Raw genomic sequence first — 26,041 nt, 5'->3', positions numbered from 1 at the left:
TCCTCTGCCACTGACCGGCGCGCACTGCGCCGTCACCCCCAACGCAATCGCATCGCCAGCCAGGGCGCCGACACCGGTGCTGCAACGCGCTGGGCGTGCGCCTGCGCCGCTCTCTCCCTGCACCTGGATCTGTCCATGAACACCCCACCCACGACGCGCCTCGCCCTGGCCATCATCGCGGCCATCACCGCACCTGCATACGCCGCAGAAACGCACGATGCCGCGCACGACACGCCCACCACGCTCAATGCCCTGCAGGTGATCGCCACACCGCGCGGCGCCGCCGTTGCACCGACCCAGGTGGTCGGCCCCAACCGCTACATCATCAAGGCAGAAGACCTCGACGCGATGGTCACCGGCAACAACGGCCTGGCCATGCTGAAGCAGGTGCCCGGCGCCAGCTATACCGCCACCGACGGGCTGGGTCTGGATATCTCGGCCACCAGCCTGTTCGTGCGCGGCTTCCGCATGAATGAAATGGGCATCACCTTCGAAGGCGTGCCGCTGAACGACAACGGCTTCCTCTCGCTCACCGGCACCAGCGTGGTGAACGTGGGCGTGCCTGATGGCATCGGCGCGATCACGGTCAGTCCCGGTGGCGCACCGGTCAGCGTGTTCTCCAGCAGCGTCAACGGCGGCAGCCTGGAATACCGCCTGCGCAACCTGCAGGACACGCCCAGCCTGCGCGTGAAGCAGGGTTTGGGCAGCAACAACACGCTGGTCACCACCGTGTCCGGGCAGAGCGGCCAGCTCGGTGAGCACGGCCCGAAAGTACTGGTCGACCTGCAGCGTGTATCGGCCGACAAGTACCAGGGGGAGGGCACCCAGAACTTCCTGCGCGGCGACCTGAAGCTGCAGCAGGACGTCGCCTGGGGTGACTTCACCGTGTTCCTGTCCGACAGCAAGGCCAAGGTCTGGGGCTACAACAACATCTCCTTCGACATGATCCGCAAGCTGGGCTGGAAGGCCGACATCTTCTATCCGGACTACGCCTGGGCCTGGTACGTGGCTTCGCCGGAAAACGCGGACAAATCCTGCGGCGCCTACACCTGCGGTGAGCTGTCCGAACTGATTCCGTACGACACCGGCCAGACCACCCGCGACCGCGTGTCCTCGATCAACCATCGCTTCCAGATCACACCCGCACTGCGCGGCAACGTGCAGCTGTACAACGCCAACAGCCACACCCAGGCCACGCTGACCGACCCGACCGTACCGTCGCCCAACGGCGCGCCATTCTCCGAACAGGTGCAGACGCCGCGCCTCAACCGGCTGGGCGGCATGCTCAACCTGCAGTTCGAGACCGGCGCGCAGACCTTCACTGCCGGTTTCTGGCAGGAGAAGAGCAAGGCTGCGGCCAAGACCGAGTGGTACCAGCAGCCGTTGCTCGGCGAGGGCCCGCCGCTGAAGGCAACCGGTCCGTTCGATGTGTACGGTCCGGCGTTCAAGACCGACAACGCATCGAGCTGGGTGACCCGCTCGCGCCAGTTCTACCTGCAGGACGACATCGTGTTGAACGACACACTGAAGCTGGGTGTCGGCTTCAAGGCTGTGGACTTCCGCACCCGCGGCGGCGGCCTCGGCAATGCCGAGGATCGGCCGGTGAACGGTACGCTGCGCGCGAAGAGCAACTTCCTGCCGCATGTCTCGCTGTTCTGGAGCCCGACTGAATCCACCGACGCCTTCATCGACCTGGCCAACACCATGAACGGCTACCGCGTCGCCCAGCGCGGCAACATCGGCTACACCGCCTCGGCGTGGACCATCACCGACCAGGAGGAGTTCGACCGCGTGGCCGGCACGCTGCGCCCGGAAAAGAACTGGAACCTGACCGTGGGTGCATCGCACCGCTTCGATCGGCTGACGATCACCGGCGACGTGTTCTACAACGACATCCGCAACCGTCTGCTGTCAGCCGCCATCGGTACCCAGTTCGCGCAGATCAACACCGTGCGGCTGATGCCGAAGATGCACGTGATCGGCGCCGACCTCGGCATCACCGCCGACCTGACCGACCACCTGCAGTTCTACCAGGGCGTGGCCGTGGCCCGTTCGTACTACGACAGTGATTTCGTGGTGGGTGACACCGTGTACCCGATCAAGGGCAATGCCCAGCCGGGCTACCCGCAGATCTCGCTGGTCAGCGACCTGTCCGCCCACTTCGGTGACTGGCGTTTTGGTGCCACCAGTACCTCGTACCTGCGCCAGCCCTTCACCTACGAGAACGACATCCGCGTGCCGACCTTCTGGCAGGTCAACACCTATGCCGCGTATCGGTTTGGTGCGGACAGCGTAGTGCCAGGGCTGGAACTGCGGCTGGACGTGAGCAACCTGTTCAACCGCCACAACATCGGCACCGCCACCATCGCCGGCTCGTCGTTCTCTGGGGATTACCAGACCCTGCAGCGCAGCGCGCCACGGCAGCTGATGTTCAGCACCTCGATGACCTTCTGAGTAGATCCACGCCGTGCGTGGATAGCTGACCCCTGCCAGAAACAAGCCTTGCGCAAACAACAGGGATTTTCTGGCGGCGACGCAAGGTTCCCACAATGTTGCTGGGTCATCCTGTACGCATGGCTCAGTACAACCCGCGAACCCCGCTGTTCGGCATCCGGGGCCCAGGACGGCCCCGGCAGGCGCTGTCCGTGGCGCCTGCAATCGACCTGCGGGCCGAATACCAGTTCTGGCAGGTCTACGAACGCGTGGTCCGCCCGCTACCCGGCGGTGGGCTGCCGCAGGCCTGGCTGGTGTGCCAGAAGGTGTACCGGGACCGGTGGCAGTACCCGGACGACAGCGACGAGGCGGCGTTGTCGCGGGTGCTGTTTGGCGGGAACATGACGGCTGACCGGGCGTCGGAGCTGGCGGAGCTGCACGCGCTGGTCAGCCGTCGGGTGGCGTTGCTGGCGAGGCGTGGGCGGGTGCATTCGGCAGCCTGATGCCTGCCCTTGGTAGGGTCGACTGTTAGTCGACCGCTCTTCGCACCAGGCCGCAGGAGGACACGCGCAGTCAGTGTCTATTCGACTCGGACGAACACACCAAGGTGATTCCGTCTTCCGGGTATGCCTGCGGAAAGCGGTTGTTCTCACGACACCATGTCGCGGCGGGCGGCGATAGCCATTCGATCAGCATCAGAATCTCATCGTGGTGCCTGCGCAGGTTCCAGCCGAGGATCGGTTCATGATGGGCGATGCGGTTGCGTAGCACGCGTATGCGAGTCAGCGGTCCCGAAAAGCTCCTCCTCTTCAGTCCCCTGGGCGCACTGGGGTCCGCAATCCGGTGAAGGATCTGCTGCCAAAGGGCCTCGTAGTCCTTGTTGAACATTGTTGTCCAGAAACTGAAGGTGAGACTGGCGACCACACCGCCTGCTGTTACCGTCTTTCCCGCTCTGACCAATTCGTTGACGGCTTTGGCGACCTGCTCGAGTTGATGAGCAACCTTCAGGGCGCCAGCGCCTCGGCCGTACCACGCCTCGCCCTTGGCCTGGGTCAGAACGGTGTGGATGCGGTTTCGCAGTGCCACTTCCAACGTCTGCAGCGGTGCGTAGAGGCTTTCAGACAAGTGCGTATTGCATCCATACAGGGCGATGGCTCGGCTACGGTCGCCCCCCGCCCAATCCAGGTAGCGGCCAAAGCGCTCCAGGGAAAGGGCTTCTTCGAATCTGTCATGGCTCATCGCTGCCTGGACGCCTCCACTGATGCCGATTGCAGTGTGCTGTCGTGTGGGGTACGGTGGTGAAGTACACCCCGGTACCGTCTCTGTCCTTCTGGGCATGCGGCCGGGGTATTTTTTTGATTGTTGCTGCTCCCGTGCGGACGAGGGCTCCCGGCAATCAGGCTCATGCATTTCCCCGATCCAACTGCCGATACCCGATCGCCTCAGCCAGATGCGCCGTCTGGATCACCTGGCAACCCGCAAGATCCGCAATCGTGCGCGCGACCCGCAGAATCCGGTGCATCGCACGTGCGGAAAGCTGCAGACGCTCGATGGCCTGCTCCAACAGATCCTGATCGGCCTCGCTCAGCTTCGTGCACGCCCGCAGCGCCGCTGGCGGCAGATGCGCATTGAGCCCGCCACGCGCCTGCTGCCGGGCATGCGCGGCTTCCACCCGTGCACGCACCGCAGCACTGGGTTCACCCAGCGGCGTGCTTTCCCGTAGCTCCATCGCATCCATGCGCGCCACACTGATATGCAGGTCGATACGGTCCAGCAACGGACCGGACACGCGGGCACGATAGCGGTTGATGCGCTCATCGCTGCACAGGCAGCGGTTGCTGCGGTCGCCAGCCCAGCCGCAGGGGCAGGGATTCATCGCCGCCACCAGCTGGAATCGCGCCGGATACTGCACGCTGCGCGCCGCGCGGGCGATGCGGATGTGGCCGGACTCCAGCGGCTCGCGCAGGGTCTCCAGCGCGCTGCGGTTCCATTCCGGCAGCTCGTCCAGGAACAGCACGCCGTGATGGGCCAGGGAGATCTCGCCGGGGCAGGGCGGATTGCCGCTGTCATTTCCAGAAATTACCGCGACTTAGGCCTTTACACCGCAACGGCTTTGGCAGATTATCGCCCTAAATTAGCACGACCAAATGTCACAATTAAAGCGACTGCGAAGCAAATCACCATCAATGACGCGACTGAGTTCACATTCTCCCGTTCGACCTTTGAAAAATAGCCGTCGGGCCCTGACGGGTAGGCTTAATTTGGCCGGTGGAGGCGTTGCGGGGTTCGAGTCGTCCTTGGAGAGGGACTGGATCCGACTGCTCGACTTCGACCCGCAAGTGCAGGTCATCAAGGAGCAGCCCTTTACGATCTACTACGACGCTGAGGATGGTCGCCGTCGCTACACGCCAGACGTTCTAGCTGAGTTGCTTGAGGGGGATGTCGCTCGCACGAGCGTGTATGAAGTGAAGCCGCTGGAGTCGTTACGATCTGAATGGAGGCAGCTGCGTCCGCGTTTCAAGGCGGCGGTTGCTCACTGCAGGGAGCGGGGATGGCGGTTCAAGATCATCACTGAGACTCACATCCGAACCCCCCGCCTAGCGAACGTCAACTTCCTTCGCCGTTATCGCTCAATGGAGCCGCTGCTTGTCCGACAGGCCCAGCTGAAGTACACCGCGTCCGTTCTCGGCCCGACGACCCCTCAAGCCCTCCTGGCCGCCGCCTACTGGTCTGCAGAAGAGCAAGCCATGGCGATCCCCGCGCTCTGGCAGCTGGTCGCGAGTGGGCAAGTCGTCGTCGACCTCAACGTGCCGCTAACGATGTCCACAGCCATTCAGTTGGGTGCTTGACCATGTCCTTGTCCAACTTCTTCAAAGTGGAGCCTGGCGCTGAGGTCTATGTCGGCGCTCGCAAGTATCGGGTCACGCACATGCTGTCGATCGATAGCGTGCTGGCCGAAGACATGGAAACAGGTACGAGCGCGAAGCTTCGCATTGAGACCCTGTCCACGATCATCGCCGCCGAATCAGCCAACGAGGCTGGCGGGCTGCCGATCCATCACTACTCCAAGGAGGAATGGGCTGTTGCACAGAAGCGCTTCGAGGCGCTTCGCCCAATGATTGATCATCCCGTCAGAACGCGGAGCGAAGTTGCCAAGCTCGCTGCGCAGGCTGGAGTCCACGTTGCGACCTATTACAAGTGGCTGGCCGCGTATCACGACGCGGGCCACGTGGCCGCTTTGGTGCCGCGAAAGCGCGGTGCCATCAAGGGGCAGAAACACTTGGATCCTTCCCAGGAGCTGGTGATCAGTTCTGCCGTGGAAGACATCTACTTGAAGCGGCAGCGCCATTCGCCCAAGGAAGTGGTAGAGGAGGTGGCGCGCCGGTGCAAACTGGCCAAGATCAACCCTCCGGCGGCGAGCACCGTGAGGCGCCGGCTCAAGGAGCTCTCGCCGGCTCTGGCCCTGCGGCGTCGAGGGCATCGGGACAAAGCACGCGACACCTATGAGCCGATTCGAGGGTCGTTCCCTGGCGCGGACTTTCCATGGGCAGTTGTGCAGATCGATCACACTCCGCTGGACGTGATGGTGGTCGACGAAGTTTACCGTCGCCCCCTCGGTAGGCCTTGGTTGACCCTTGCCATCGACGTCTACAGCCGCATGGTCGTTGGGCTGTACGTCACCCTCGACAAGCCCTCGGCGACCTCGGTTGCGATGTGTGTATCTCATGCGATGTCGCCTAAGACTGAGTACCTGGCAGCCCTGGGCATTCAAGGAGACTGGCCTGTATGGGGACAGATCGGAACGCTGCACGCTGACAACGCCAAGGAGTTCAAGTGCAAGGCTGTGACGCGTGGCTGCGAGGCCAACCATGTTGATATGCAGTGGAGGCCGGTGAAGAAGCCGCATTACGGCGGTCACATTGAGCGGTACATGGGAGTTGTCGCCACTGAGTTGAAGAAGGTGCCAGGGGCGACCTTCTCGAATACGCAGCAGCGAAAGGGCTACGACTCGGAGTCCGAAGCTGTCCTCACCATGGGGGAGGTAGAGGCGTACTTGGTAGAGTTCATCGTGAACAATTATCACCAACGCCCACATAGTCAGCTTAATAGTGCATCACCTTCCAAGGTCTGGAGGGAAGGTGTGCTCGGCTCGGCGGGCAAGCCCGGCATTGGCTATCCTCCCATGATCCAAGACATTGATCGTCTTCGGATGGACTTTCTTCCGTACTTTGAGATCACCGTCCAACGATCAGGCGTGAGGCTGGACAACATTTTCTATTACGATCCTGTCCTGGATCCGTACATTGGCGCGACGATGCCTGACGATCCTGGTCGGAAGCGTAAATTCCTCTTCGCAAGAGATCCTCGCGACATCAGTCAGATCTACTTCCTGGACCCGGCGGCGAATCGCTATACGCCAATTCCGTACAGAACGCTGTCCCACCCCGCAATCAGTGCGTCTGAGCTGCGAGAAGTGACTCGATTGGTCAAGGAGCAGAATAAGGGGGAGGTCGACGAGGAGCGTATCTTCGCGAGCATCCAGCGCAATCGTGAGCGGATTGAAGCATCTGCCGCCAGCACCAAGTCGGCGCGTCGTCAAATGGCATCACGTCCAAAGCGCAAGCGAGAGACACAGTTGCCTGCGACCACGGCAGAGGCGCCGTCGCCTACCGAATCGATAGTTGTGACTGCTGACGCAAGTCTGTTTGACCAAGAGTTGGATGTGTTTGAAGTGGGAGAGCTGGATTGATGAACGCCTACCCACATCTGTTAGAGAAGGTTGCAGAGCGGATGGATGCATCGGTCCCTGAGCGCGTGGAGTTCACGCGCAGTGACCGATGGATAGCATATCCGGTTGCGAAGGATGTCCTGGATGATCTGGATCAGATCATCGCCTACCCGACCACTCAGCGGCCGCCGTGCAGGCTGATCGTGGGCCGTGGCGACAATGGAAAGACTGCAGTGTTGAGGCAGTTCCATGCCAGGCATCCAATTTTGCTTAGGGAAGATGGGACCACGAACGCAGCCGTGGTGATCATCGGTATGCCAGCGACTCCCGATCTATCTCAGCTTTGGTCCGAGATACTGGACTCGTGCGCGGTCACGCATCGCCGTAGCGATACCGCCCCTGCCAAGTACAGCCAGGTTCTGGCGATCCTGAGATACCTGAAGACCCGGGTCCTGGCGATCGACGAGTTCAACAACGTGGTCAATGCACGCAAGGGCGCTGCCGACGTGCTGGCCGGCATTCGAAAGCTGAGCAATGATCTCAATCTCAGCATCGTGGCGGCCGGAACCGAGGCTGCCATCAATGCGCTGTCCTTCGATGCGCAGATGCGCTCGCGATTCAAACCGCTCGCACTGGCACGGTGGCAGATGGATCGCTCTTACCGAGGCTTCCTTAATACGTATGAGAAGTTGTTGCCGCTGGCCAAGCCTTCTGGGCTAGCCGAGATGGAGCTGGCGTCTCTGATCTTCAAGGCGAGCGGTGTGGCGATTGGCGGCACGGTCTACCTGATCAAGGAGGCGGCGGTGATGGCCATACGTTCGGGTGAGGAGCGAATCACCGCCGAGATCGTGTTGCAAGCCGAACTGCGCCTCAAGCAGAACTACCAGGGTGTGGTGGCAGCCACCTGAAATGCGAACGGGTTGGCCACCTATGGTGCCCGGTGAGCTCCTCAGCTCCTATCTGGCACGCTCTGCGCTAACTCGAGGTGTAAGCGCGCAGAGCTTGGTCGCCCTGGCATGTCCGGGGCGATCGGCATGGAACAGAGACATTGATGTTAGTCCCTCGGATTGTTTCCTCCTGGAACTGGCAACAGCGATTGGATGTGATGTGGATGCGCTGATGGATATGACTCTGGCCGGATTGATGAAGGGCCATTTGGAGCTCGAAGGCCCCGGTGGCGTCCGGTCCTGGGTTAACGCGGTCGGCATCTATCACCGATGCCGCACCCGCTATGGGCTGTGCTACTGCCCGCAATGTCTGGAAGAGTCCGCGGTATTCAACGCGCACTGGCGGCTGTCCTACTGGACGGTGTGCCCCGCGCACGGTGTCGTGCTGTGCGATTCCTGTCCACAGTGCGGTGCGGCCCTGGAGCCCCATCGTCAGCGGGTTGACCTGCGGCGCTGCGCCCGTTGCCATCAGCTCATGACAGGACAATTGGCAACTCTCGCGGCGCCCACCCATACGCAGACTGCCCTGACTGCAGCTTCGTTGATGAGCCAGGTTCCAAGATACTGGCCGTGCGCGGCGACCTCCGGCAGCGACTACGCGTGGGGGATGCATGTGCTTCTATCGGCATTCCACGATGCCCGCGGCGTCGACTTTTGCTGCACAGGCCGGATGCGGGATCGGATCGAGCTCAGGCGGGTCCGCGAGCGGCACTTGGACATGCAACTGCTGGACGAGCTTGTGCGCCTTTGGCCGTACTCAATGCTGTCCATCGCAGAGCGATACCATCTCACCCAACGGTCCTTCAGGCGAGAGTGTCCCCACTGGCTCTGGCAAGCTGTCCGGTACCTCCCGCCAGGACGGGTAAACGGACTGGGCGCGCCCAGCTTGGCCAGAGTCAGGGCCGCCCGATCAGCGCAACTGGCGCGCCGGGCTGGCTGGCGTACCATGCGCGCCCAGATTCTCATCGAAATGGCGGGTCAATAGCATGAGCACCGACAATCACGGCAGAAGAACATGTGACTGCTGCGGGCGGCTGTTGGTAAAAGCTCATCGCATCTACAAGGGCACTGAGTACTGCCAAGCCTGCTACGAGCAGCAGTTTGCGCGGGGGATCTGCCCAACCTGCCAAGCAGGCGTGCGCTATCACGTCGCTGAGGACCAAGTGCCGGAGTGCCAGAAGTGCACCTTGGAAAAGCGGGAGTGCGGCCGGTGCCACCGGCCTACGCCCAGGGCGGCATTGATTCACACGGTGCAGCGGCCAGACTCTCTTGGCCTGAATGAAGGGTCCGTCCAGTCAATTGCGGTGTGCGCCAGCTGCGTGCCGTACTTCCGCGATCCGGAGCCATGCGGGATATGTGAAGAGCTGAGCTCCCGCTTGAGTGGAGCGGCTCATCTCCAAGCCGGTGTCCGGGCCTGTCCGATCTGCATACGAAAGAACACCCACGCAACCTGTTCCCGATGTCGGAAGCACCGTCGCGTTGCATCGATTGATGGTGATCGAGTGCTGTGCAAAGCCTGCACCGGCTTGTCGCCTGCGTCTCACCCTTGCCCGCGCTGCGAGGTGGAGGTGCCCGGTGCCGGGGCCCACATGTGCGCCTCGTGTGGAATTGCGGTCAGACTCAGGCGAGAGCAGGATCTGCGCCTGCCGCTTTTCCACCAGCCGTGGGTGGCCGAACTTTTCATGGGGTTTGGTCAATGGAGTCACACACGTAGCCCGGCCAATCCGAGGGTTCCAGCCAATGTGGTGCGCTCACTGGAGTTCTTTCTAGCGTTAGATCAGGATACTGCGCTGGAGCGACCCTTGCGGGCCGAAGACATGCTACGTCTCTTCGACTCCAGGACATTGCGTGCAAACTTGAACGCGTCCACGTATCTGCAGCAGCAGTTCGGGTTCGTGATAGATGCCACCGCCCGATCCGATGCCCAAAAGAGGTCGTTGATTGCCTCCAAGCTCAGTACCGCACAGCTTGAGCCGTGGCATCCCTATCTCCAAGGGTACGCGCAGAGCCTGGCTGGACGTGCCGCACGAACAGCCTCGCAGTACCTGGCGACCGCCGAGGCGTTCTGCCGCCAGTTCCAGGTGTCCGGTCCGTTTAGCCAGGAGCAGATCGTCGCGTTCCTTGTCGACAAGCCCGGGGCTCGGGCGAATCTTGGGCCCTGGGTGTCCTATGTGCAGAGGGAGCTCGGCTGGGCGGTCACCCTCCCGCCGAAAGTAACGGCAGGCATTGCACTCAAGGCAGACGCCCGGCAGCTGAACCAGCTGCTCGAGCAGGTCCGCAGGCAGCCCGAGCTGGATCTGTCACTTCTCAGTAAGGTGGTTGCTTTGGCCTTCGGCTACTCCGAGTCAGAACTGGCGCGCGAAGTGACAGGTATATCCGACTCCGGAGACCTGATCACCGCTAACGGGCCGGTTCAGGTTCCCGGGCCGCTCAGGTCAGCCGTCAACGGCTGGGCACGACTTCGCGGATGGGCCAGTTAGGAGGGCCGCAACCGTCTCGCTGCGGGCTCCATTCCATTCCAATTAGCCTGCATGACAGGGTCGCACTACGCCAACGGCTGCTCTACAGATGTGATGGGCACGGAGGCTCTGCCTCCTATGCGTGATCAGCAGCACTGCAGATCACTTGATGCTGGAGAAGAACTTCTTGAGCCAGTCCAGATCCCACGGTCCCTCTCCACCCGAGAGGTAGCGATGGGTAAAGAAGTAGGCCGCTTTGGGTCGATCGAAGGCTTCTTCCAAGTTCGCGCCTCGCGCACCAGCAATGATGTTCAGCGCAGTCGATATCTGCTCCTGCTTGCAAGATCCATCGCAGATCAACAGAGGGGACATCGCGCCTTGTCGCGTCTGTATTTCGATCCAGTAGGCGGTTCTTCCGTCCAGAAGGGTGACCTCCAAGACTAGCGCCGCCCGTTCTAGACCGCCCGATCTCTTGCCGATGGGGTGGACGAACTGCCAGCCGCGGCGGTACCGCTGACTCGGTGCGGTCTGGCGCTGGGCTTGGTCGAGAAAGTTCCAACAGACACGAGCGCCGACGGAGACACACTTTGTGGAGTCGTCGGGGTAGAGCTCTTCGCAGCTTGAGATGACACGATCAAGGATCATCGCATCCATTGCCTTTATCAGCATCTTAAAGCGCGTCAGGGCTTCCCGAGTGATCAGTCGGCCTTCAAAGGAGCTTTGCGAGCCTTGCGATCCGTCGCGATCACCGTAAGAACCCTCTTCTGTCACAGGTGACTCGGGGGGCACTCGCGGTTGGGAATACTTCTTGCTGTGCTTCTTCTCAAGCTCCACCGGCTCCGGTGCTTTAATCCACTCGAATGAGTCTCCAGGGGAGTCGAACGATTGATGGTTTGTTGAACCGTTGTGGCCGTCATCGCTGGGCTTATCGTTAGGGCGTCGTCCGCCGCTGCCAGGCTTTGCACCGTAAGGACGGGGGCCGCCGGTGACTTCGACGTCACCGTCCAGGGACCCGTCATTCACCAGGATTCTTCTGGTGACTTTGAAATCATGGGGCATAGAGGTGCCGACGATGGAAGTCACCAGAAAGGTACGAAGCTGCCGGCGCTGATCGGTGTGGGGTGTCAGGAAGTAGCCAGCGACCTTGCCTTCATAGGGACCCAAGGTCGGATCCAACGGGAGCCGCGCATTGCTGAACCAGGACGTCTCCTTTCCAGGCTTGGTGTCCTGAAACGCCTTGAGCATGGGGTTGAACAGTGCGTTAGCCTGTGCCTCGCCGTACTCGTAGAAGTGAAGCAACGCCATCTGATGGGCATCATCCAGGCGCATTCCTCGCTGCATGATCACGTCAAAGGTACCAAACTCCTCGTTTCGCCCGGTTCGGTGGCCGGCGTACTCCTTGTCCAGCAATAGCGCCCTGTGCTTGGCCGTCGACCATGCCGATGATGTAAAGACAGAGGCCAAGAAGGACGATCGGGCGTAGAAGGTGCGGAAGATCAAGGCACGAGGGATGATGAATTCAATGTCTTGATGCTCCACGATCAGCACCTGGCTACCCTCGCGGATACGATGGCCCAGGTGCAGCTGGCGCGTTGGTACTGCCTTGATCGGATAGCCAGCTGACCTGGCGATCACCGAGTCCAGCGTGAGATCGCTGCCATACTTTGCTGATAGTTCCCCTTGGGCAATTGCCCGACCAAGATTGAGGTCCACTGCGGGCAGGACACCCACCCGGCGTGCCTGGCGGAAGACCTCACCGACCCGATAAGTTGGCAATGCTCCGGCAAGGATGTGCGTCTCGAAGGTCTCGGATTCCTGCGCAAAGAGGCTGGCGATCTGGGCAGGCGTCGCTTTGGCGGGATCCGATAGCGACGGGGGAAGCGGCGACAGATAGCAGCAGACTGAGGTTGAAGTTGACGCTTTGTGCGGCTTGTTGAAGCGCTCGATCCAGCGTGTGAACCAGAGTCGCGAATCGTTGGGAAAGTGCTTGAAGTCAGTCATGCATTGCGCGGGGTGCGGTTACGCCTTGATATCGGCACGCAGTCGTCGCAATTGAGGAATTGTGTATGAACGACGCTAGCCTGGCCCGGGTGCGCCGGGCCAATCGGCGTCCAGACCGAAGAGCTCGGTCATAGGTACGGCACCAGCGACAGTCTCCCATTGACCAGTGGATAGGATCTGAGCATGAGTGAATCGACGCAGCGCGGGTGGCACGCAGTGGGTTGACCCAGGATTGAGATAGAGCGTGTGGGGACTTCTCAGGAAAGCGATGGTGCTGAAATTGGAGAAGATCCACGCCGCAGACATGCGTGAGTACCGTCCGCCTGACCACAATCCCTCATTGGGCCGTCCGAGGGGTAGGTCCTGCGACGGGCCGCCGCGTCCAAACAACGCGTCAATAGAGTCGATGTCCCTGTGGAAGGCGTTCTGGCAATTAATAGCCACGACAAGGGGCAGACCGGTGACACCGTATGCCCCTGCTTTTGTCTGCAGCTTGTCCCGAAGGTGAGACATCCCGTCGACCATGATCGCGCCGCGGTGGTAGGCAGCAAGTAGGGGATCGTCGGGGCCTGCATCAGCTGGGCTGATGGCGTGCGCCTCAATCGTCAGGGTTAGCCCCTCAAACACCCAGTCCCGGGTGGCCCAAGGCGTCTGGGTATAGGATCCCAGCTCGGCCAGCCATTGTTGTACTTGGGCTACGAAGCTACGGGCTGGCGGCGTCTTCCGGGTATTTCCCGACACAGTCACGGTGACGCGGTAGTGCTCATTGCGTGCATCCCGCAGGCCTTCCATCAGGACCTGGATCGCATGCTCATCAAGTCCACTGTCATCGGTAGGCTGGATCGTGATTGCTTCCAGCAGCATCGACTCGCCATCGGGAGTGCGCACCAGGAAGTCCGGTCTCCTGGTCGATCCATTGTTGAGCTCAGGGTGAACTTCAACCTCAAACCCGGAGCGGGTCAGAAGCTGGAACAGCAACAGCTCAAACTCGGCGGATCGAATGTGAGCATCTTTCTTGAGCCGAGCGATCATTTCTTTCCGCTCGGCGGCGGGGTACCGCTGGACAGCGCAAGTAAGGAATTGGCGGAGCCTGGCCATCGATGGCCAAGATGAGCGGTTGTAAAACTGGAACAGGGACTCCCTGGCGCACCTTGGTCGAGGGTCGGTCCGATCGAAAGAATCGAAGATTAACTCTTGGGTCATATCAGTCCAGCTTACAGGCGATCTTTAAAGTCGGCGATGAGTTGGGCGAGCGAGAGGCTGGACTGGTGGACGATGTTCCGTAGCTCGACAATGTCCAGTCGCCGCTTACCGCGCTCGACATCACTGATCAATGGTTGGCTGCGTACCAGCTTCTCTGGAAATCTACGCCTGGGTGAGCCCCGCGGCAGTTCTGGGGTTCCTGGCCGCTACAGACTAGTTGGGGCGAGGTTGAGTGGTTCCTATCTCCGCACGTATTGCTCGACGGCGCCGCGCCGGCTGCGATACTGGCCGTGAATTCGGCCTGTGTTCTTCGTGCTGCGAACGTCGAGCTCAAGAGCGCCGATGCTGCCGATCATCAAGGGAGAGGTGGGACGGGGCCATGTGGTGGCCCCTTGGCCAGATGGAGGGCGGCACTGATGGCTAGCGCAGAGCAGGCAGTGGCACAATCGCCCGCAAGGCCCTGCCATTGGAAGGAGGAACTCCGCGTGAGTCGGTCTATGGATGACAACCTGTTGGCACGTTACCAGGAATACGCCCACTCGGACGAGGCGTTTGCTGTGCTATTCATCAAGGGGCACCTGCCGCAGGCAAGGGGACACTGGGTGGACCCAGAGGATTTTCGCCGGTACGAGAAGTCCACGGACAACCTTCACTTCCGATTCGTGATTGGCGGGCTTTATCGCCGGAAGATACTCCCGAAGTATCCGCCGAAAGCGGACTACACCGTCCAAGGCGTCTTCAACGAACGCAGGTACCTTGCTGTGACCCGAGCCTTGACTTGGGAGGCGGCCCACCAGGACATCGCGCAGCAGAAGCGGGCAGGGGCATCCTTCTTGAAGTTTGAGGTTGTCGGCATCAGTTATGACAGAAGCCAGCGCAGCAGCGGCTTTTTCCGTGACGATGCGCCCCCGCAGATCAAGGCGTTGGCGCTCAATTTATACGAGCGGACCGATCCGCTGTGGGACGAGGCAATGCAGTACATCCGAGCTCCTGACTTCGTGTACGAGATTCGCAAGGCGAAGGTCTGGAACTCCGTGCGCGCAAGTACCTCTTAACACTAGGTGACCGAGCAGACATGACCTCACGCGACTCCAGACTGGACAAGCTCGCATGGCTCCTTCTGAGTGCTCCTCAGACAGCAACGCTGGAAGAGGTGGGACTGAGCGAGGATGAACTGGGCCAAGAGTTCTACCTGCAAGAAGGAAGCATAGGATTCAGTGACCGGTCTCTGACAGTTCAAAGAGCCATTAGGCACATCCAAGACGCGGTGATCCTTCCACGCTCGCCTCTCCTCAGCAACTTTTCGCTGAGCTGCAGAGGATGACTGCGCAAGCACGTCGAGCCAGGTCTGACCGTCTGGTGGGCCAAGCGCTTTCTCAACTCGGAAATTCAGGGAAGCTGGATGCCCTAGACCTGGCGTTGCAGGCATCGGAAGGGGCCAACTCCACGATGGCAGTGCAGAGGGTGATGAGCGAGGTGCTCCCGTTGTTGGAGGGCCTGCAGCCTGAAAAACTTCTTACGTTGATCGAATGCTCCGAACAGGGTGGATTGCTGGTCTCCGGTGCGACCTACCGGATGCAGCACGAGCCAGGCCTGATCGCCCCTATCACTGAGGCCTGCGTCCAGCATCCGACGCTGAAGAGCGGTCTACTCCTGCGCAATGCGCTCATCGAGGCGACAGTCGCAGATCGAACCGATGGACTCGCCCGGATCCATGACTTGATCTCCAGCAGTCTGCCCGCGCTGTCCCTGCCGGCCTTGGAGGCCCTAGGTAAGGTGAATTGGTCCGCCGCTGAGCAGTCACAGACTGAGACGGCACTTATTGTCATCCGATCAGGATTGTCCTCGGACAAGGACGATGTGCGCAGAACGGCGATCACCGCGTGTCTGGATCTGGTCGAGACGGCGCCGGCACAACATGGCCTTATTGATGAGATCCTTGCCCTGGATGACCCCGAGCTACCCGGTCGCGTTGGCGACCATCTAGCATTCTCCGCTCATCATCTGAACCAAGAATCTTGGTACCTGGATAAGGTCGATCTGCTCGCGGGCAAGGCTGGAGTGATGCGCAATGGCCTTCATGGCATCGACCATATCCTCGCGCAGCTATTTGATGCGGACAGGTCCAGATGCATGGCGTGGATCGGTACTTGGGCGGCTGCGCACACCGACCGGGAGCTCTCACTGGCCAATGAGTTTCCAAGTCTCTTCGAGAAGATGGTGGAGGAGCGTGAGGAGCTTGGCGTTCTACTGGCGCAATGGCTCACGCATGATGAGTACCGCATGCAGAGGGCGGCAAGCGACGCACTAGACGAGCTCAGTCTTCATCGGATCACTGGGATGGTCTTCCCCGTACGCCTGCTCGATACAATGGCCGATGCCGAGCTCCAGCTACTTGTGCTTCGCACGGTCGGTCATGTCTTGAGTGATGAGCAGCGGGTGTCTTTGGTGTGGTCGCTGACCAAGGCAGGCTCTGCCCGGGAGCGTACCTATCCATTGGTGTTGGACACAATGGTCAATTCGATTGGCTACGACTATCCACATGCGGTGCGGTCGTATCTGGGCGACGTTTCCACCGGGGATGCAGCACGGCCCGAGGTCAGGTTGGCTCAAGAGATACTCGGCGCGATGGACAGCTACGACCAGCCCCTACAAGCTTTGTCCCCAGCTGAGGAGCTCCTGCCCTCGTCAGAAGAGCACAATTTTTTCCTCAAGGGGCGTGCCAAGCAGATGCGGCAATCGATGGATCGCGCCAATGAGAACTCTTTCACTGCACGGATTGCCACGATGATTCCGATCAAGGCTGGTCGATCAATGTTTCAGGTTATAGAAGGCCGGGTTGGTCATAACACGCCGATGATTTCAACGTCCCACTCAGCCGCCTTTCCCAGAAGCGAAGTCATCGACAAAGTTGGCAGCGATATTCAGCGCAGGCATATCTTTGGGATGAGGCTGGTTAGGAAATGAGACTGATCATCAAGGAATTCCTTTCCCAGCTCGGCGAATCGGGCGAGCTGGATCGCTTGCTGCCTGACCTTCTGACGCGCATGAGAATCGTGCCCATTAGCCGGGCGCAGGTGGGAGTTCGCCAGAATGGTGTCGATGTGGCAGGTATTGGTGTGGACACCAATGGTGTGCGGCGACTCTATCTTTTCGTGCTGAAGGTAGGCGATCTGGGGCGCAGAGACTGGGACGGCGGGGTGAACACCGTTCGGGTGTCACTGAACCAGATCCTGGATTCTTACCTGCAGTGCAATGTTCTTCCTGAGTATCGTGACCTGCCTATCACGGTTGTCATCTGCTCGACCGGCGACCTCAAACAGGAAGTCCAGACAGATTTTGCTGGCTTCTGCGCTCGAAACAACTCGATTTCCCTGGATTTTACCTTCTGGTCGGGCGATCACCTCGCCGAACTCATTGATCAGTACTTGTTCGACGAGTACGTCATAGATCCGGATCAGAGGGCAGATCTTCGCCGGGCATTGGCGCTTATCGGGTCACGCGACTATGACCTGCGCCATGCCTACGACCTTCTGAAGGCGCTACTCATTGAAGGCGCAGAGGCGTCAGTGTGCCTCGGGCGGACGGGTCGAAAGCGCTTTGTCCGACAGTTGAAGACGGCCGCGCTCGTTCTGGAGATCATATTCCGCTGGGCAGCGGATGCCGGGAATCTGCTCAATGCCTTCAAGGTTGGCGAGCGCTGCTGCTTGTGGGCCTGGGAGGGAGCGCGACTGCGAGGTCTGGCCGGCCACCCCTCGATCAAGCGCGCGGTGAAGGAGATTTTCCGTTCTCATCAGCGCATCTGCGAGGCTTATCTGCAGAAGCTGCGACCCTACTACTCGGCAAGGGATGGGGTCTCCCTGTTCTCACGCGAAAACGCATTGATCACCAACACGCTATTTGAGCAGATCGGCGTACTGGCGGTTATCGGTCTGGTGCACATCCAGGTGGCGCACTTTTCAACAGACGAGGAGCAGGTGAGGCGTGCTATTGATCAGGCAGGGGAGGCCGCCGGGGCACTGCTGGAGCTGATAAGTAACAACCCGTCCTCTGGGTCCCCCCGGTACGACGGCAATGCAATCGATATCGCCTTGGCTCTCATGCTTCTCTACGTCGCGGGGGGGCATGAGCAGGCAAAGCAGTGGCTGGAAGATCTGGCTGCTCGCATCACCTTCTCGTGGCAAACCTCAAACAGCTTCCCAATTTCCACCGATTCCTTCGATGATCTGCTGGCTTTGGAGCTTGGCATTTTGGATCAAGGGCAGATCAGCAAGCTCAAGGATCTTAGTACATTGATCCCTGTGATCATGCACTGGTGCGCAATGCTGGGTGAGAGCGCTCTCTACGAGAGACTCAGCCAACTGCAGGCCAACGTGTTCAAGGACGTTTGCCTCCAGCTCTGGTATCCGGACCAAGCCACCGAGCCACTGATCTACATGCAGCAGGCGCAGTATGACAGCGGTACGACCGAGGCCCCTATTCGGTTCCCCGCCGATATCGCCGGATTCTTGGGAGCCCAGCGCCTGAGGGCCCAGTCAGGAAACTTCGTTGGCCCCGAGGCCTTCTCAGCAGTCAAAGAGGGCCTACCTGTTCTGATTCCGATGGCCTCTCGGCATTTTCGCACGCCGCTCGCCCCGCAGTTTTGGCTGCCGGACGTTCCGGCTGCCTAGGCAGTGGGGAGGAGTATCTCGCGGTGCGCGCTGGAGGGGCCAAGGCGTACCAGTAGGCTCACGCCGTTGACATCCGGTTGAGGTCAGACGGAGTAGCTATGCCATGGACTGGCCGTTCCCGCGCCGTCTGATAGCACCTGGGAAGAGGACGGAGCCCAGGTCTCATCTCCAGCGACAGAACGTGGCTAGGCTTGGCCAATGACCCTATGGAGGCTTGTCCCATGCGCCCGATCATCCTTGCTATGGATCTGGAGGGAACCCTGATCTCCAATGCCGTAAGCCAGATTCCGCGCCCTGGGTTGTATCGGTTTCTGGAGACGATGAATGGGCAGTTCGATCAGCTGGTGATGTTCACGACGGTCCCGGAGCCCCTGTTTCGGCGGATTGCCAACCTGCTGGTGTTGGAGCAACACGCACCAGCGTGGTTTGAGCACCTCGATTGCACCACCTGGTCTGGGCCAACCAAGGACCTCCGACGGGTCTCGACGGTGTTGGGCCATGCGCTCCTACTGGACGATCATGCGTCCTATGTCCATCCTGGTCAGCAGCCATGGTGGGTTGAAGTGCCGCTGTTTGGTGCACCATACGACGATGCCGATCGTGGTCTGGAGATAGCTTGCGAGCGCATTGACGCCAAGCTGCACCAGCTGGCTGGATAGTCCCACCCTATGGAGGAACAATGAGAGACAAGTTGAAGCTGGCCGAGGACGACACCCTTAAGTACAAGTCGTCACGAACGCGGGGATTTGCCGGCCAAACCGATATTACGGAGTACGACATTCTGGATGCGGCAGGGAACCTGATCGGTAGCGTGGAGTTCACCGAGGACGTCGCCGTCAGGGGTCTCAGGCAGACCAATACGGTGGTGCAGAGGGACGCCCAAGGTACAGTTGTGGTTTCTACCAGCTGGAATCCTGCACTGGGACCTTGAACGCCCTGAGCATCGGGCGGCGGACATCTGTTCAGGTAGCAGCGTAACGCGTACGTACGATCATCGTTGGTAAAGTACTGAGTTCCAAAGGCCGGGAGATTGTTATGAATCTTCGAGCGATCGTGTATGCCAGCGAGGCGATCCCTGGCCTGTCCAATGAGCAGATTCATGACCTGGCTCAGAGCGCCTGCCGCTTCAATCTTCAGGCCGGTGTCACCGGCGCCCTTCTCTACGATGGACGCCGCTTCTTCCAGTATCTGGAAGGTCCAGAAGATGGGATGGCCATTGTCTACGCCAGAGTCCTGGCTGCGCGAAGCAACCACGAGATCGTGGAGTTGTGTCGAGGCCGGATTACCGCTCGCCACTTCCCCTATTGGTCGATGCGAATGCTTCCCGCAAAGGCCTATGAACTGCAAGCCGCAGCAAATTGCGACTGGTATGGCTTGACCAGGAGTGCAGGGTTGGAGCAACGGACGCAGATCGTCCCCCCGTACCTGCCTGGCAGCGATCCCCAGGCTGCCTAGGGTGGCTGACTGCCCTGTTGGATCTGCTCGCCGAGCAGAGTCAATAGCTGCTGGAAGGCGGCGGAAAACATGGATTCGTCTTCTGATGCATGCGCGTCCACAATTCCAGGAAGCATGCGTTCCCACACCTGCGATAGTCGGTCCGGAGCAGGGTGGGCAATTATCAGGGCCCGTAGGCCGTACTCCATTGCCTTGAGGTAGCCCCGATGGGCGGCAAGTTCGGTCTGGCAATGGGGACTCGGCAGGGGCGGGGTATTGGGATCATCAGGCATGACATGTCCTCATTGGATGGACAGCACTCCAGATTGGCGGGATAGTTTGTCCAATCAAAGGAGCGCGTGACTTGAGCATCCTCAATGTTCTTGTAAGCCATGAACAGCTCGTGGTTGCCGTGGATACCCTGGCCCACGATGCGCTGACAGGGGCTCCATCAGCGGGGGCAAAGCTTCTGCTGATCCCACATTACAATCTCGTGCTCGCGTGCCGGGGCTCCGCGCAGTTCTTCCTGCGAATGTACGAGCTATCTCTGCAGGCCAGCTTCCGCGCAGATTTTACGATGGAGCAGTTGATGGCCGAGTTCGGCCTGGTCATTGATCAACTGTGGCCGAACTATCAAGGCGCCGCAGAGCGCGCTGGTTTGCCCACTGCCGAGTTGGGATGCGAACTGGTACTTGGGGGCTGGTCTCCCCGAAATGGTCGAATGATGGCCACCGCCTATGCCAAAAGCGACATCCACAACCCCACGGTCGTCCAGCCCATCACAGGTCAACTAGCGGCACCTGGAGACCCCTTAAGGCACAGACCCGCCAGCATGGCGCCTGCCGATGTACTAGAGGCGGGGAAGCTTCAGGCCAAGTTTCTCAATAGGCCTGGAATGCCAGCGTGGGCCGGGGGAGACCTATTGTGCGCGGTCGTGAACAAGGATGAGGTCACAGTGCGCAACTTGGGCGCGATCTGAGTCGTGCTCGTTGTGTGAATGGCATGTTTGCGCCGACGGAGACAAGCCCGGTCAACGCCGCGTCGACGTCAGCACCTCCAAATGGTCAGGGGAAATCGTCAAGTATGGTCATGGGTCAGCATCCTCAGATACCAAAGAATCGTCTGGTGGAGCGCCAAGGCTTGCGGGCCGCGGCCGATCTATTTGAGCGGCGTCATCACGTCTTCCAAGAAGTGCCGCTGCAACACGACTTTGGGCGAGATGCACTCGTCGACTTTGTCCATGAGGGTGAGATGACAGGCCTATCGATCGGACTGCAGATCAAGTCCGGGGCCTCCTACCGACGGTCGGACGGAGACTACTTCATACCTGTCGGCGCTCATAGCAGTGTATGGCGAGATTCCACGGTACCCATCTTTGGGATCGTCTTCGACCCCGACTGTGGTGGCCTGTTCTGGGCCGACATCACGCGTGTGCTGACGGAGACTACTACGCTTCCAGCGGCGATTCAGGTCTCAAAGGTGCAGCGGTTGGACAGCGCCTTGGGGTATCAGGGGATGCTGGATGCTGTAAAGCGGCACGCGCAGCAGCCCACCAGGGACCTGGGGGCACGCCTGCTCAGCCAGGACCAGGCTACTCAGATCGCGGCCGTTGCCGAGTCTTGGGCGCTTGCCAGACACGCTCCGCATTCTCTGGTACTGCTCAGACGGCTCATCACCGAGCTTTCCCCGGCGGCGACTCGTAACGCCATCTGGCTGCTGGCGCTCGCACTAGGCAATCCGGACGTCTACTACGACAGCAAGACCTGGCTGCCCGCTCATGTTAGAGATCGCTTGAGCAGAGCATTGGGCTTCAGCGCGCAGGAGCTGAAGCATCTGCTTTCCTCTGTAGACGTTGAGGAATGGCAGCGAGGCGGACTGGGGCAGGCGCTAGATGTGATGCTTTTCCATGATCAGGATATTTCGGAGGAGATAGTGCAGATGGCCTGCCGCCAGCTGTCCGCCCAGGGCCTGACTCGCGAGGCTGTTCGTCTGATCGGATCATTCGCATGTCGGCTCAGCGATCCGTCCGGTGCTCTGGACAGACTCTCAGTCCTTCTACCAAACCTTCTTGAGGACCCGCTGATGGTGATGTGGCGCAACGATGTGGCACAAGGATATGGAATTGCGCTGTACTGATCTTGGATAGTCGCGGCTGCGCGTGTTGTCGCCCCAGAGCGTGTTCACTGAAGACGAACTAGGATATGGGGCTGCGAAGGCATAGAATCGCGCTCTCAGAGCTGCCTGGTCGCGTTAGCCATGTCATCCAAGTACATACCAAACACTACCCTGAAGGACGGAAGAGAGGTCTATCTGGAAGCTTGCGATGTTGATTGGTCATCCACAGCTTTCAGCGATCAGGGTCTTGAAGTCGGAAAGGCAGTTTTCACGCCATTGGATGCTGACAACGAGGAGTTCCTTGTCACCAGCATCGAGGTGATCTTGGGTTATCAGGGACAGGGCCTTTCCGTAGCGTTGATCAAGGAGTTTGCGTCGGAAACTGGTGCCGGCATATGGTTTGAGAACAGGGTCGGGGTCGCCCTTGACAGCGGGGCCCATCTCACTACCGATGGACAGGGGGTGGCGGCGGCGCTTGTCAAAAAGGGCATTGCTCGCTGGCACTTCCCAGACTGAGACTGTGCCGCCAGTAGCGGCTTTGGGTGTGCCTTGGCCGTACAGCGCTATGCGGCCCTTGCGTGCGCTTGAGTGGACATCTCCTTCCAGCGTCAGGGGCATCAGGATTCGGTGGCCCTACTAAAGGATGGGGCGCACTCGCCGATACCTGCTGGATATCTCTGCTCATTGAGAGCAGTTGAAGGATAGAGGCTTATCCATGGATGAGACGCAGTTCGATACGCTCCCGCTTGGGCAGAGCGATGAGCCGGAACCGGCCTGCATGAAGTTCGTCTACATCGACGAGAGCGGGCACACGGGCGACTTGGTCAACACCGGTCGGTCGTTCGAGTTCGGTGAGCAGCCTCACTTCGTGCTGGCGGCCGTTGGGCCCATGAGCAGCGAACAGGCGTCCCGATTGCTCGATGACATCGTGGCCAAGCACCGTCTGCATCAAATGCGAGAGCTCAAATCAGAGCTGCTTCACCGGCGCCCTGGAGTCGCGCGCGATCTGGCACGAGGATTGGGGGAGCTGGATATCCCCATTTTCATTGAGGTGGTGGATAAAGCGTTCTATCTGATCGCCTCCATTATCAACTCGCAGATCATTCCGCCAGGGTCGGGTCCTGAGCTTGACGAGGGCGAGGTATACCTGCGAAACCGTCTGGCAGACTACCTCTACGCAAACCTGCCCGATTCAGTGCTAGGGGCCTATGTCGACGCCTGCAAGCTAAGTTCTCCAGAAGCTGTGCGCGCCAGTCTTGTCACCTTGCAGGCATGGGCTGAAGAGGCGGCGCTGGAGGACGACCCAGAAGACCGTCAACTCCTGTACCTGCTGCGCCAGAGCATGGGTCACTCCCTGGAGGTATTCGACTTCGCCATGAAGCACGATCCGCAGGGGCACCACACCTACTTGCCACTGCCAGATGAGGGTAAGCAACACGCGACCTACTGGCTGCTTCCCAACTACTCGTCGCTGACCAATCTATACGCTCGGATCAACAAGTGCTGTGCAGGTCGCCTTTCGGATGTCACCTTAGTGCATGATGAGCAGACGCAGTACGATGAGGTCCTTCGTGCTGCCAAGGCGAAGGTAGAGACCTTTGTCGATACCTCTGGCTATGAGCACCCCGGTGCCGACTACTCATTTGTCGAGCATGCCGGCCTGGCCTTTGAGTCCTCAGCCCAGACTCCCGGGCTGATGATTGCCGATGTCATTGCCGGACACGTCAGGCGGGTCATGCGCGAGCATGCTGCGGAATCGGATATCCACCCACAAGCTTGGGATGCGTTCCTCCAAGTATGGGACGCCGGTAATCTTGAACGAGGCACAGGCATGAATTTGGTGTTGCCTACGGCGACGGTGGAACGCCTGCATCATCGAGTACTTCTACGCCGCCACGAGCGAGCTCGAGAGACGGTGGCTCCGCACTTACCCAGGTCGAAAAGCGACTCGACGGCCTAGCTCTGTCCAGAATCCAGCACACGCCTTGCGCTCCACCGGCATGGGGGGGCTTGGATGCGCCCCGGGGCTCCAGCAGTACTGGCCACCGCACAGAACCTGACGCCGTATCCATTTGCGCTGCTGGTTGCCGGCCCCGCTATCTTCAAGGCTATGTTGCGTCTTGTTGAACGTGGTCCGCAAATTTATGATCCAGAGGACGCCGAAAATCTAAGACGCGCGTCATTCTCAGCGAGCCATCTGGCTCGGCCATACACACCGAAAAAGGGAACACGTTGTGGAATTCAAGAACGATGACGTTGTAGGGATCAAGAAGGCGGACGCGCTCTCCTACATCCGCTCTGAACTGAGCGTGCTCGAGCAGATGGGGAGCAAGGAGGAGTTCCTCAAGTACAAGGCCCGCGTGGAAGGCGAGCTCTTGATGATGCTACGCCTGGGTATCATCAGTAACGCAGAGAGTCAGGCACTGGGCGAAGAGCTATCGCAGGCTCGTGAGCGCGCGGCAGCGAAACTCGGCCAGTAAGCCCGTTCGTCAACTCCTCTGCGCGGGCAGGTGGCCCAGTCTGCGCAGGAAATTTCAGTCACCAGTGCTAGTCGTTGGTGTCCACAGCAAATCCAACACCGCCACAGGGGGAAATGCCATGGCTACGGTTCCAAGTCCTGAGCAGAGTGCACGGAAGATTCTGAAGCTGTTTGTCGAGCACTTCGAGGCTCGAGCGGGGAAGGTCCTGCGTCTGAGCAACTTCAACTCGGTTATTTATGACTACGACATCAAGGCATCAGACTTCAACGACGGCTTGCAGTACGCACTTGAGAAGGAATGGATTGAACACTCGCAGGGGCAGTCCTACATCTTGACACAAGCGGGCTTCGACGAGGCCTGAGTGTCGGTGCCGGGAGGCGGAAGCTCTCATCGCTGCCTATGAGTGCGCGCTACGCCTTGCCGTTGCCGATAGCCGGGGTGCGAGCGGCTACTCCGGCTGTCGGCCTTTAGGGTATCGGCGGAGACCGGTCCAGAAGATGGATGTTGTGTGGAGCCGCGTGCGCCTACTCTGTGTTGACCGCCGCGGCGAACCTCTCCATGCTCGCAACCCTTAGCCCGATTGCCATCAGCATGACCAGCGAAACCACCACCAGGACCATCTTCTACTCTTGGCAGAGCGATCTGCCCAATGCGACCAATCGCCAGCTGATCAAGAAGCAGCTGCGCTTGGCCATCAATGCTGCCGAAGAAAAGCACTCTGGCCTGTCCATTACGTTGGATGAGGCAACTCGCGAGACCTCTGGTAGCCAGAACGTTCCGCTGACGATTCTGGAGAAGATACGCAAGGCAGATTACTTCATCTGCGACGTATCTACGATCAACAAGAGCGCCGCACCATCTGACAGGAGGGTGCCCAACCCCAACGTGATTTTCGAGCTTGGCTATGCGGTCGCCATGCTGGGCTGGGGGCGCATCATCCTGCTTGTAAATGAGGAGTTCGGTCCGCTTTCAGATATGCCGTTTGATATTGATCGGCAACGCGCCTCTGGCTACAAGGCGAGCGAGCCTGTTACCAAGAATCAGAAGGATAGCCTCCTGTCGCTATTGAGCGTTGCTGTTGATACGTTGATCAGCTTGGCACCAGATAAGCCCGGTGCGGAGAAGTCGCCGGAGCAGCTGAGGCGCTCTCGCGACCTGGCCGCGCTGAGAAGGGTGATATCTACGCTTGATTTGAATGTTCTGGATGTTCATATGCAGTGGGCGCCTCGCGTGCTCACATCAAACACGGTCGATATGTATGAGTGTTTCAGCGGCGTGCTTGCGGCAAGCTCGTTTCATCTCCATGACGCAGCGGCTCATGAGCTTCTCATTCAGTTCGAAGAGGAATTTGCCGAGACCGTGCGCTACTGGCAGGTCTATCGCCCCGCGCCGGACGGAAGCCGATATTTCTTCTCCAATCCTGGAGATGCGTCTCTTTCCCCAGATCAGGAGATCGTCTGGCAGAAGATCGAAGTCGCGTTGGACCGGATGCGTCTGCTACTTCCGAAACTCCTCAGCCATGTTCGTCACGAGTACGTCGAGATTGACATCTAGGCGACGTAACGGTCGC

General features: G+C 59.8%; 24 protein-coding genes and 1 pseudogene. 20 read left to right on the top strand and 5 right to left on the bottom strand.

Annotated elements, in window-relative coordinates; translation table 11 throughout:
* The first annotated feature begins 135 nt into the window (after window positions 1-135).
* Window positions 136-2,454: a TonB-dependent receptor gene (locus tag G370_RS0116560; RefSeq protein ID WP_019661598.1), complete on the top strand. Its 2,319-nt coding sequence runs from the start codon at window positions 136-138 to the stop codon at window positions 2,452-2,454.
* A 95-nt stretch (window positions 2,455-2,549) separates the two neighbouring features.
* Complete coding sequence (locus G370_RS0116555; protein ID WP_026347210.1) at window positions 2,550-2,936, top strand: hypothetical protein; 387 nt, start codon at window positions 2,550-2,552, stop codon at window positions 2,934-2,936.
* A 70-nt stretch (window positions 2,937-3,006) separates the two neighbouring features.
* On the opposite strand, the gene G370_RS0116550 is transcribed toward G370_RS0116555, so the two are convergent.
* Both G370_RS0116550 and G370_RS01000000120935 read right to left on the bottom strand, forming a co-directional pair.
* A complete protein-coding gene (locus G370_RS0116550) occupies window positions 3,007-3,672 on the bottom strand; it encodes an Abi family protein (RefSeq protein ID WP_019661596.1) in 666 nt (221 codons plus the stop codon).
* 163 nt (window positions 3,673-3,835) lie between these two features.
* Window positions 3,836-4,495 (bottom strand): annotated as a pseudogene (locus tag G370_RS01000000120935) (ATP-binding protein); the annotation flags it as partial.
* 199 nt (window positions 4,496-4,694) lie between these two features.
* On the opposite strand from G370_RS01000000120935, the gene G370_RS0116540 reads away from it, so the two are divergent.
* From G370_RS0116540 to G370_RS0116520, 5 genes are all read left to right on the top strand, one after another.
* Window positions 4,695-5,282, top strand: coding sequence for a heteromeric transposase endonuclease subunit TnsA (locus tag G370_RS0116540; RefSeq protein WP_019661594.1), 588 nt, complete (start codon window positions 4,695-4,697; stop codon window positions 5,280-5,282).
* A gap of 2 nt (window positions 5,283-5,284) precedes the next feature.
* Window positions 5,285-7,183, top strand: coding sequence for a Mu transposase C-terminal domain-containing protein (locus tag G370_RS0116535; RefSeq protein ID WP_032955460.1), 1,899 nt, complete (start codon window positions 5,285-5,287; stop codon window positions 7,181-7,183).
* Complete coding sequence (locus G370_RS0116530) at window positions 7,183-8,070, top strand: TniB family NTP-binding protein (RefSeq protein ID WP_019661592.1); 888 nt, start codon at window positions 7,183-7,185, stop codon at window positions 8,068-8,070. The genes G370_RS0116535 and G370_RS0116530 overlap by 1 nt, the downstream gene beginning before the upstream one ends.
* A gap of 1 nt (window position 8,071) precedes the next feature.
* Window positions 8,072-9,094, top strand: coding sequence for a TniQ family protein (locus G370_RS1000000122060; protein WP_080112549.1), 1,023 nt, complete (start codon window positions 8,072-8,074; stop codon window positions 9,092-9,094).
* Between the two features lie 682 nt (window positions 9,095-9,776).
* Window positions 9,777-10,589, top strand: a complete 813-nt coding sequence (locus G370_RS0116520) for a hypothetical protein (protein ID WP_154081361.1) — start codon at window positions 9,777-9,779, stop codon at window positions 10,587-10,589.
* 141 nt (window positions 10,590-10,730) lie between these two features.
* Here the strand turns inward: G370_RS0116520 and G370_RS0116515 are convergent, their stop codons facing one another.
* Window positions 10,731-12,569, bottom strand: coding sequence for a hypothetical protein (locus tag G370_RS0116515; protein ID WP_019661589.1), 1,839 nt, complete (start codon window positions 12,567-12,569; stop codon window positions 10,731-10,733).
* A gap of 75 nt (window positions 12,570-12,644) precedes the next feature.
* On the bottom strand, window positions 12,645-13,601 hold the full coding sequence (locus G370_RS0116510) for a hypothetical protein (protein WP_154081360.1): 957 nt from the start codon (window positions 13,599-13,601) through the stop codon (window positions 12,645-12,647).
* A gap of 668 nt (window positions 13,602-14,269) precedes the next feature.
* On the opposite strand from G370_RS0116510, the gene G370_RS0116500 reads away from it, so the two are divergent.
* From G370_RS0116500 to G370_RS0116475, 6 genes are all read left to right on the top strand, one after another.
* Entirely contained in the window at window positions 14,270-14,827 is a 558-nt protein-coding gene (locus G370_RS0116500) for a hypothetical protein (protein ID WP_019661586.1), read from the top strand.
* A gap of 412 nt (window positions 14,828-15,239) precedes the next feature.
* Entirely contained in the window at window positions 15,240-16,739 is a 1,500-nt protein-coding gene (locus G370_RS0116495) for a hypothetical protein (RefSeq protein WP_154081359.1), read from the top strand.
* Window positions 16,736-18,442: a hypothetical protein gene (locus tag G370_RS0116490; protein ID WP_019661584.1), complete on the top strand. Its 1,707-nt coding sequence runs from the start codon at window positions 16,736-16,738 to the stop codon at window positions 18,440-18,442. The genes G370_RS0116495 and G370_RS0116490 overlap by 4 nt, the downstream gene beginning before the upstream one ends.
* Window positions 18,443-18,663: 221 nt before the next feature.
* Window positions 18,664-19,101 (top strand): NIF family HAD-type phosphatase, encoded by a 438-nt coding sequence (locus G370_RS0116485; RefSeq protein ID WP_019661583.1) that lies wholly within the window; start codon window positions 18,664-18,666, stop codon window positions 19,099-19,101.
* Window positions 19,102-19,121: 20 nt separating this feature from the next.
* Window positions 19,122-19,373: a hypothetical protein gene (locus tag G370_RS0116480; protein WP_019661582.1), complete on the top strand. Its 252-nt coding sequence runs from the start codon at window positions 19,122-19,124 to the stop codon at window positions 19,371-19,373.
* A 104-nt stretch (window positions 19,374-19,477) separates the two neighbouring features.
* Complete coding sequence (locus G370_RS0116475) at window positions 19,478-19,897, top strand: BLUF domain-containing protein (RefSeq protein WP_019661581.1); 420 nt, start codon at window positions 19,478-19,480, stop codon at window positions 19,895-19,897.
* Here the strand turns inward: G370_RS0116475 and G370_RS0116470 are convergent.
* Window positions 19,894-20,169, bottom strand: a complete 276-nt coding sequence (locus tag G370_RS0116470) for a hypothetical protein (RefSeq protein WP_019661580.1) — start codon at window positions 20,167-20,169, stop codon at window positions 19,894-19,896. The genes G370_RS0116475 and G370_RS0116470 overlap by 4 nt on opposite strands.
* 71 nt (window positions 20,170-20,240) lie before the next feature.
* Here G370_RS0116470 and G370_RS0116465 point away from each other — a divergent pair, with 71 nt between their 5' ends.
* The 7 genes from G370_RS0116465 to G370_RS1000000121105 all read left to right on the top strand — a co-directional run bounded on the left by G370_RS0116465 (window position 20,241) and on the right by G370_RS1000000121105 (window position 26,025).
* On the top strand, window positions 20,241-20,855 hold the full coding sequence (locus G370_RS0116465) for a hypothetical protein (protein WP_019661579.1): 615 nt from the start codon (window positions 20,241-20,243) through the stop codon (window positions 20,853-20,855).
* 110 nt (window positions 20,856-20,965) lie between these two features.
* Window positions 20,966-22,012: a DUF4365 domain-containing protein gene (locus G370_RS1000000121110; RefSeq protein ID WP_195670314.1), complete on the top strand. Its 1,047-nt coding sequence runs from the start codon at window positions 20,966-20,968 to the stop codon at window positions 22,010-22,012.
* A gap of 120 nt (window positions 22,013-22,132) precedes the next feature.
* Window positions 22,133-22,507 (top strand): hypothetical protein, encoded by a 375-nt coding sequence (locus G370_RS1000000121690; protein ID WP_154081358.1) that lies wholly within the window; start codon window positions 22,133-22,135, stop codon window positions 22,505-22,507.
* Between the two features lie 199 nt (window positions 22,508-22,706).
* Window positions 22,707-23,951: a DUF3800 domain-containing protein gene (locus tag G370_RS0116450; RefSeq protein ID WP_019661576.1), complete on the top strand. Its 1,245-nt coding sequence runs from the start codon at window positions 22,707-22,709 to the stop codon at window positions 23,949-23,951.
* A 274-nt stretch (window positions 23,952-24,225) separates the two neighbouring features.
* Window positions 24,226-24,471 (top strand): hypothetical protein, encoded by a 246-nt coding sequence (locus G370_RS0116445; protein ID WP_019661575.1) that lies wholly within the window; start codon window positions 24,226-24,228, stop codon window positions 24,469-24,471.
* A 118-nt stretch (window positions 24,472-24,589) separates the two neighbouring features.
* On the top strand, window positions 24,590-24,832 hold the full coding sequence (locus G370_RS0116440; protein WP_019661574.1) for a hypothetical protein: 243 nt from the start codon (window positions 24,590-24,592) through the stop codon (window positions 24,830-24,832).
* 197 nt (window positions 24,833-25,029) lie between these two features.
* Complete coding sequence (locus tag G370_RS1000000121105; protein WP_195670313.1) at window positions 25,030-26,025, top strand: TIR domain-containing protein; 996 nt, start codon at window positions 25,030-25,032, stop codon at window positions 26,023-26,025.
* The last annotated feature ends 16 nt before the right edge of the window (window positions 26,026-26,041 follow it).

This window comes from Stenotrophomonas hibiscicola ATCC 19867 (genome assembly GCF_000382065.1).
In the GTDB taxonomy this organism is placed as follows: domain Bacteria; phylum Pseudomonadota; class Gammaproteobacteria; order Xanthomonadales; family Xanthomonadaceae; genus Stenotrophomonas; species Stenotrophomonas hibiscicola.
This window is presented reverse-complemented; position numbering and strand designations above follow the sequence as displayed.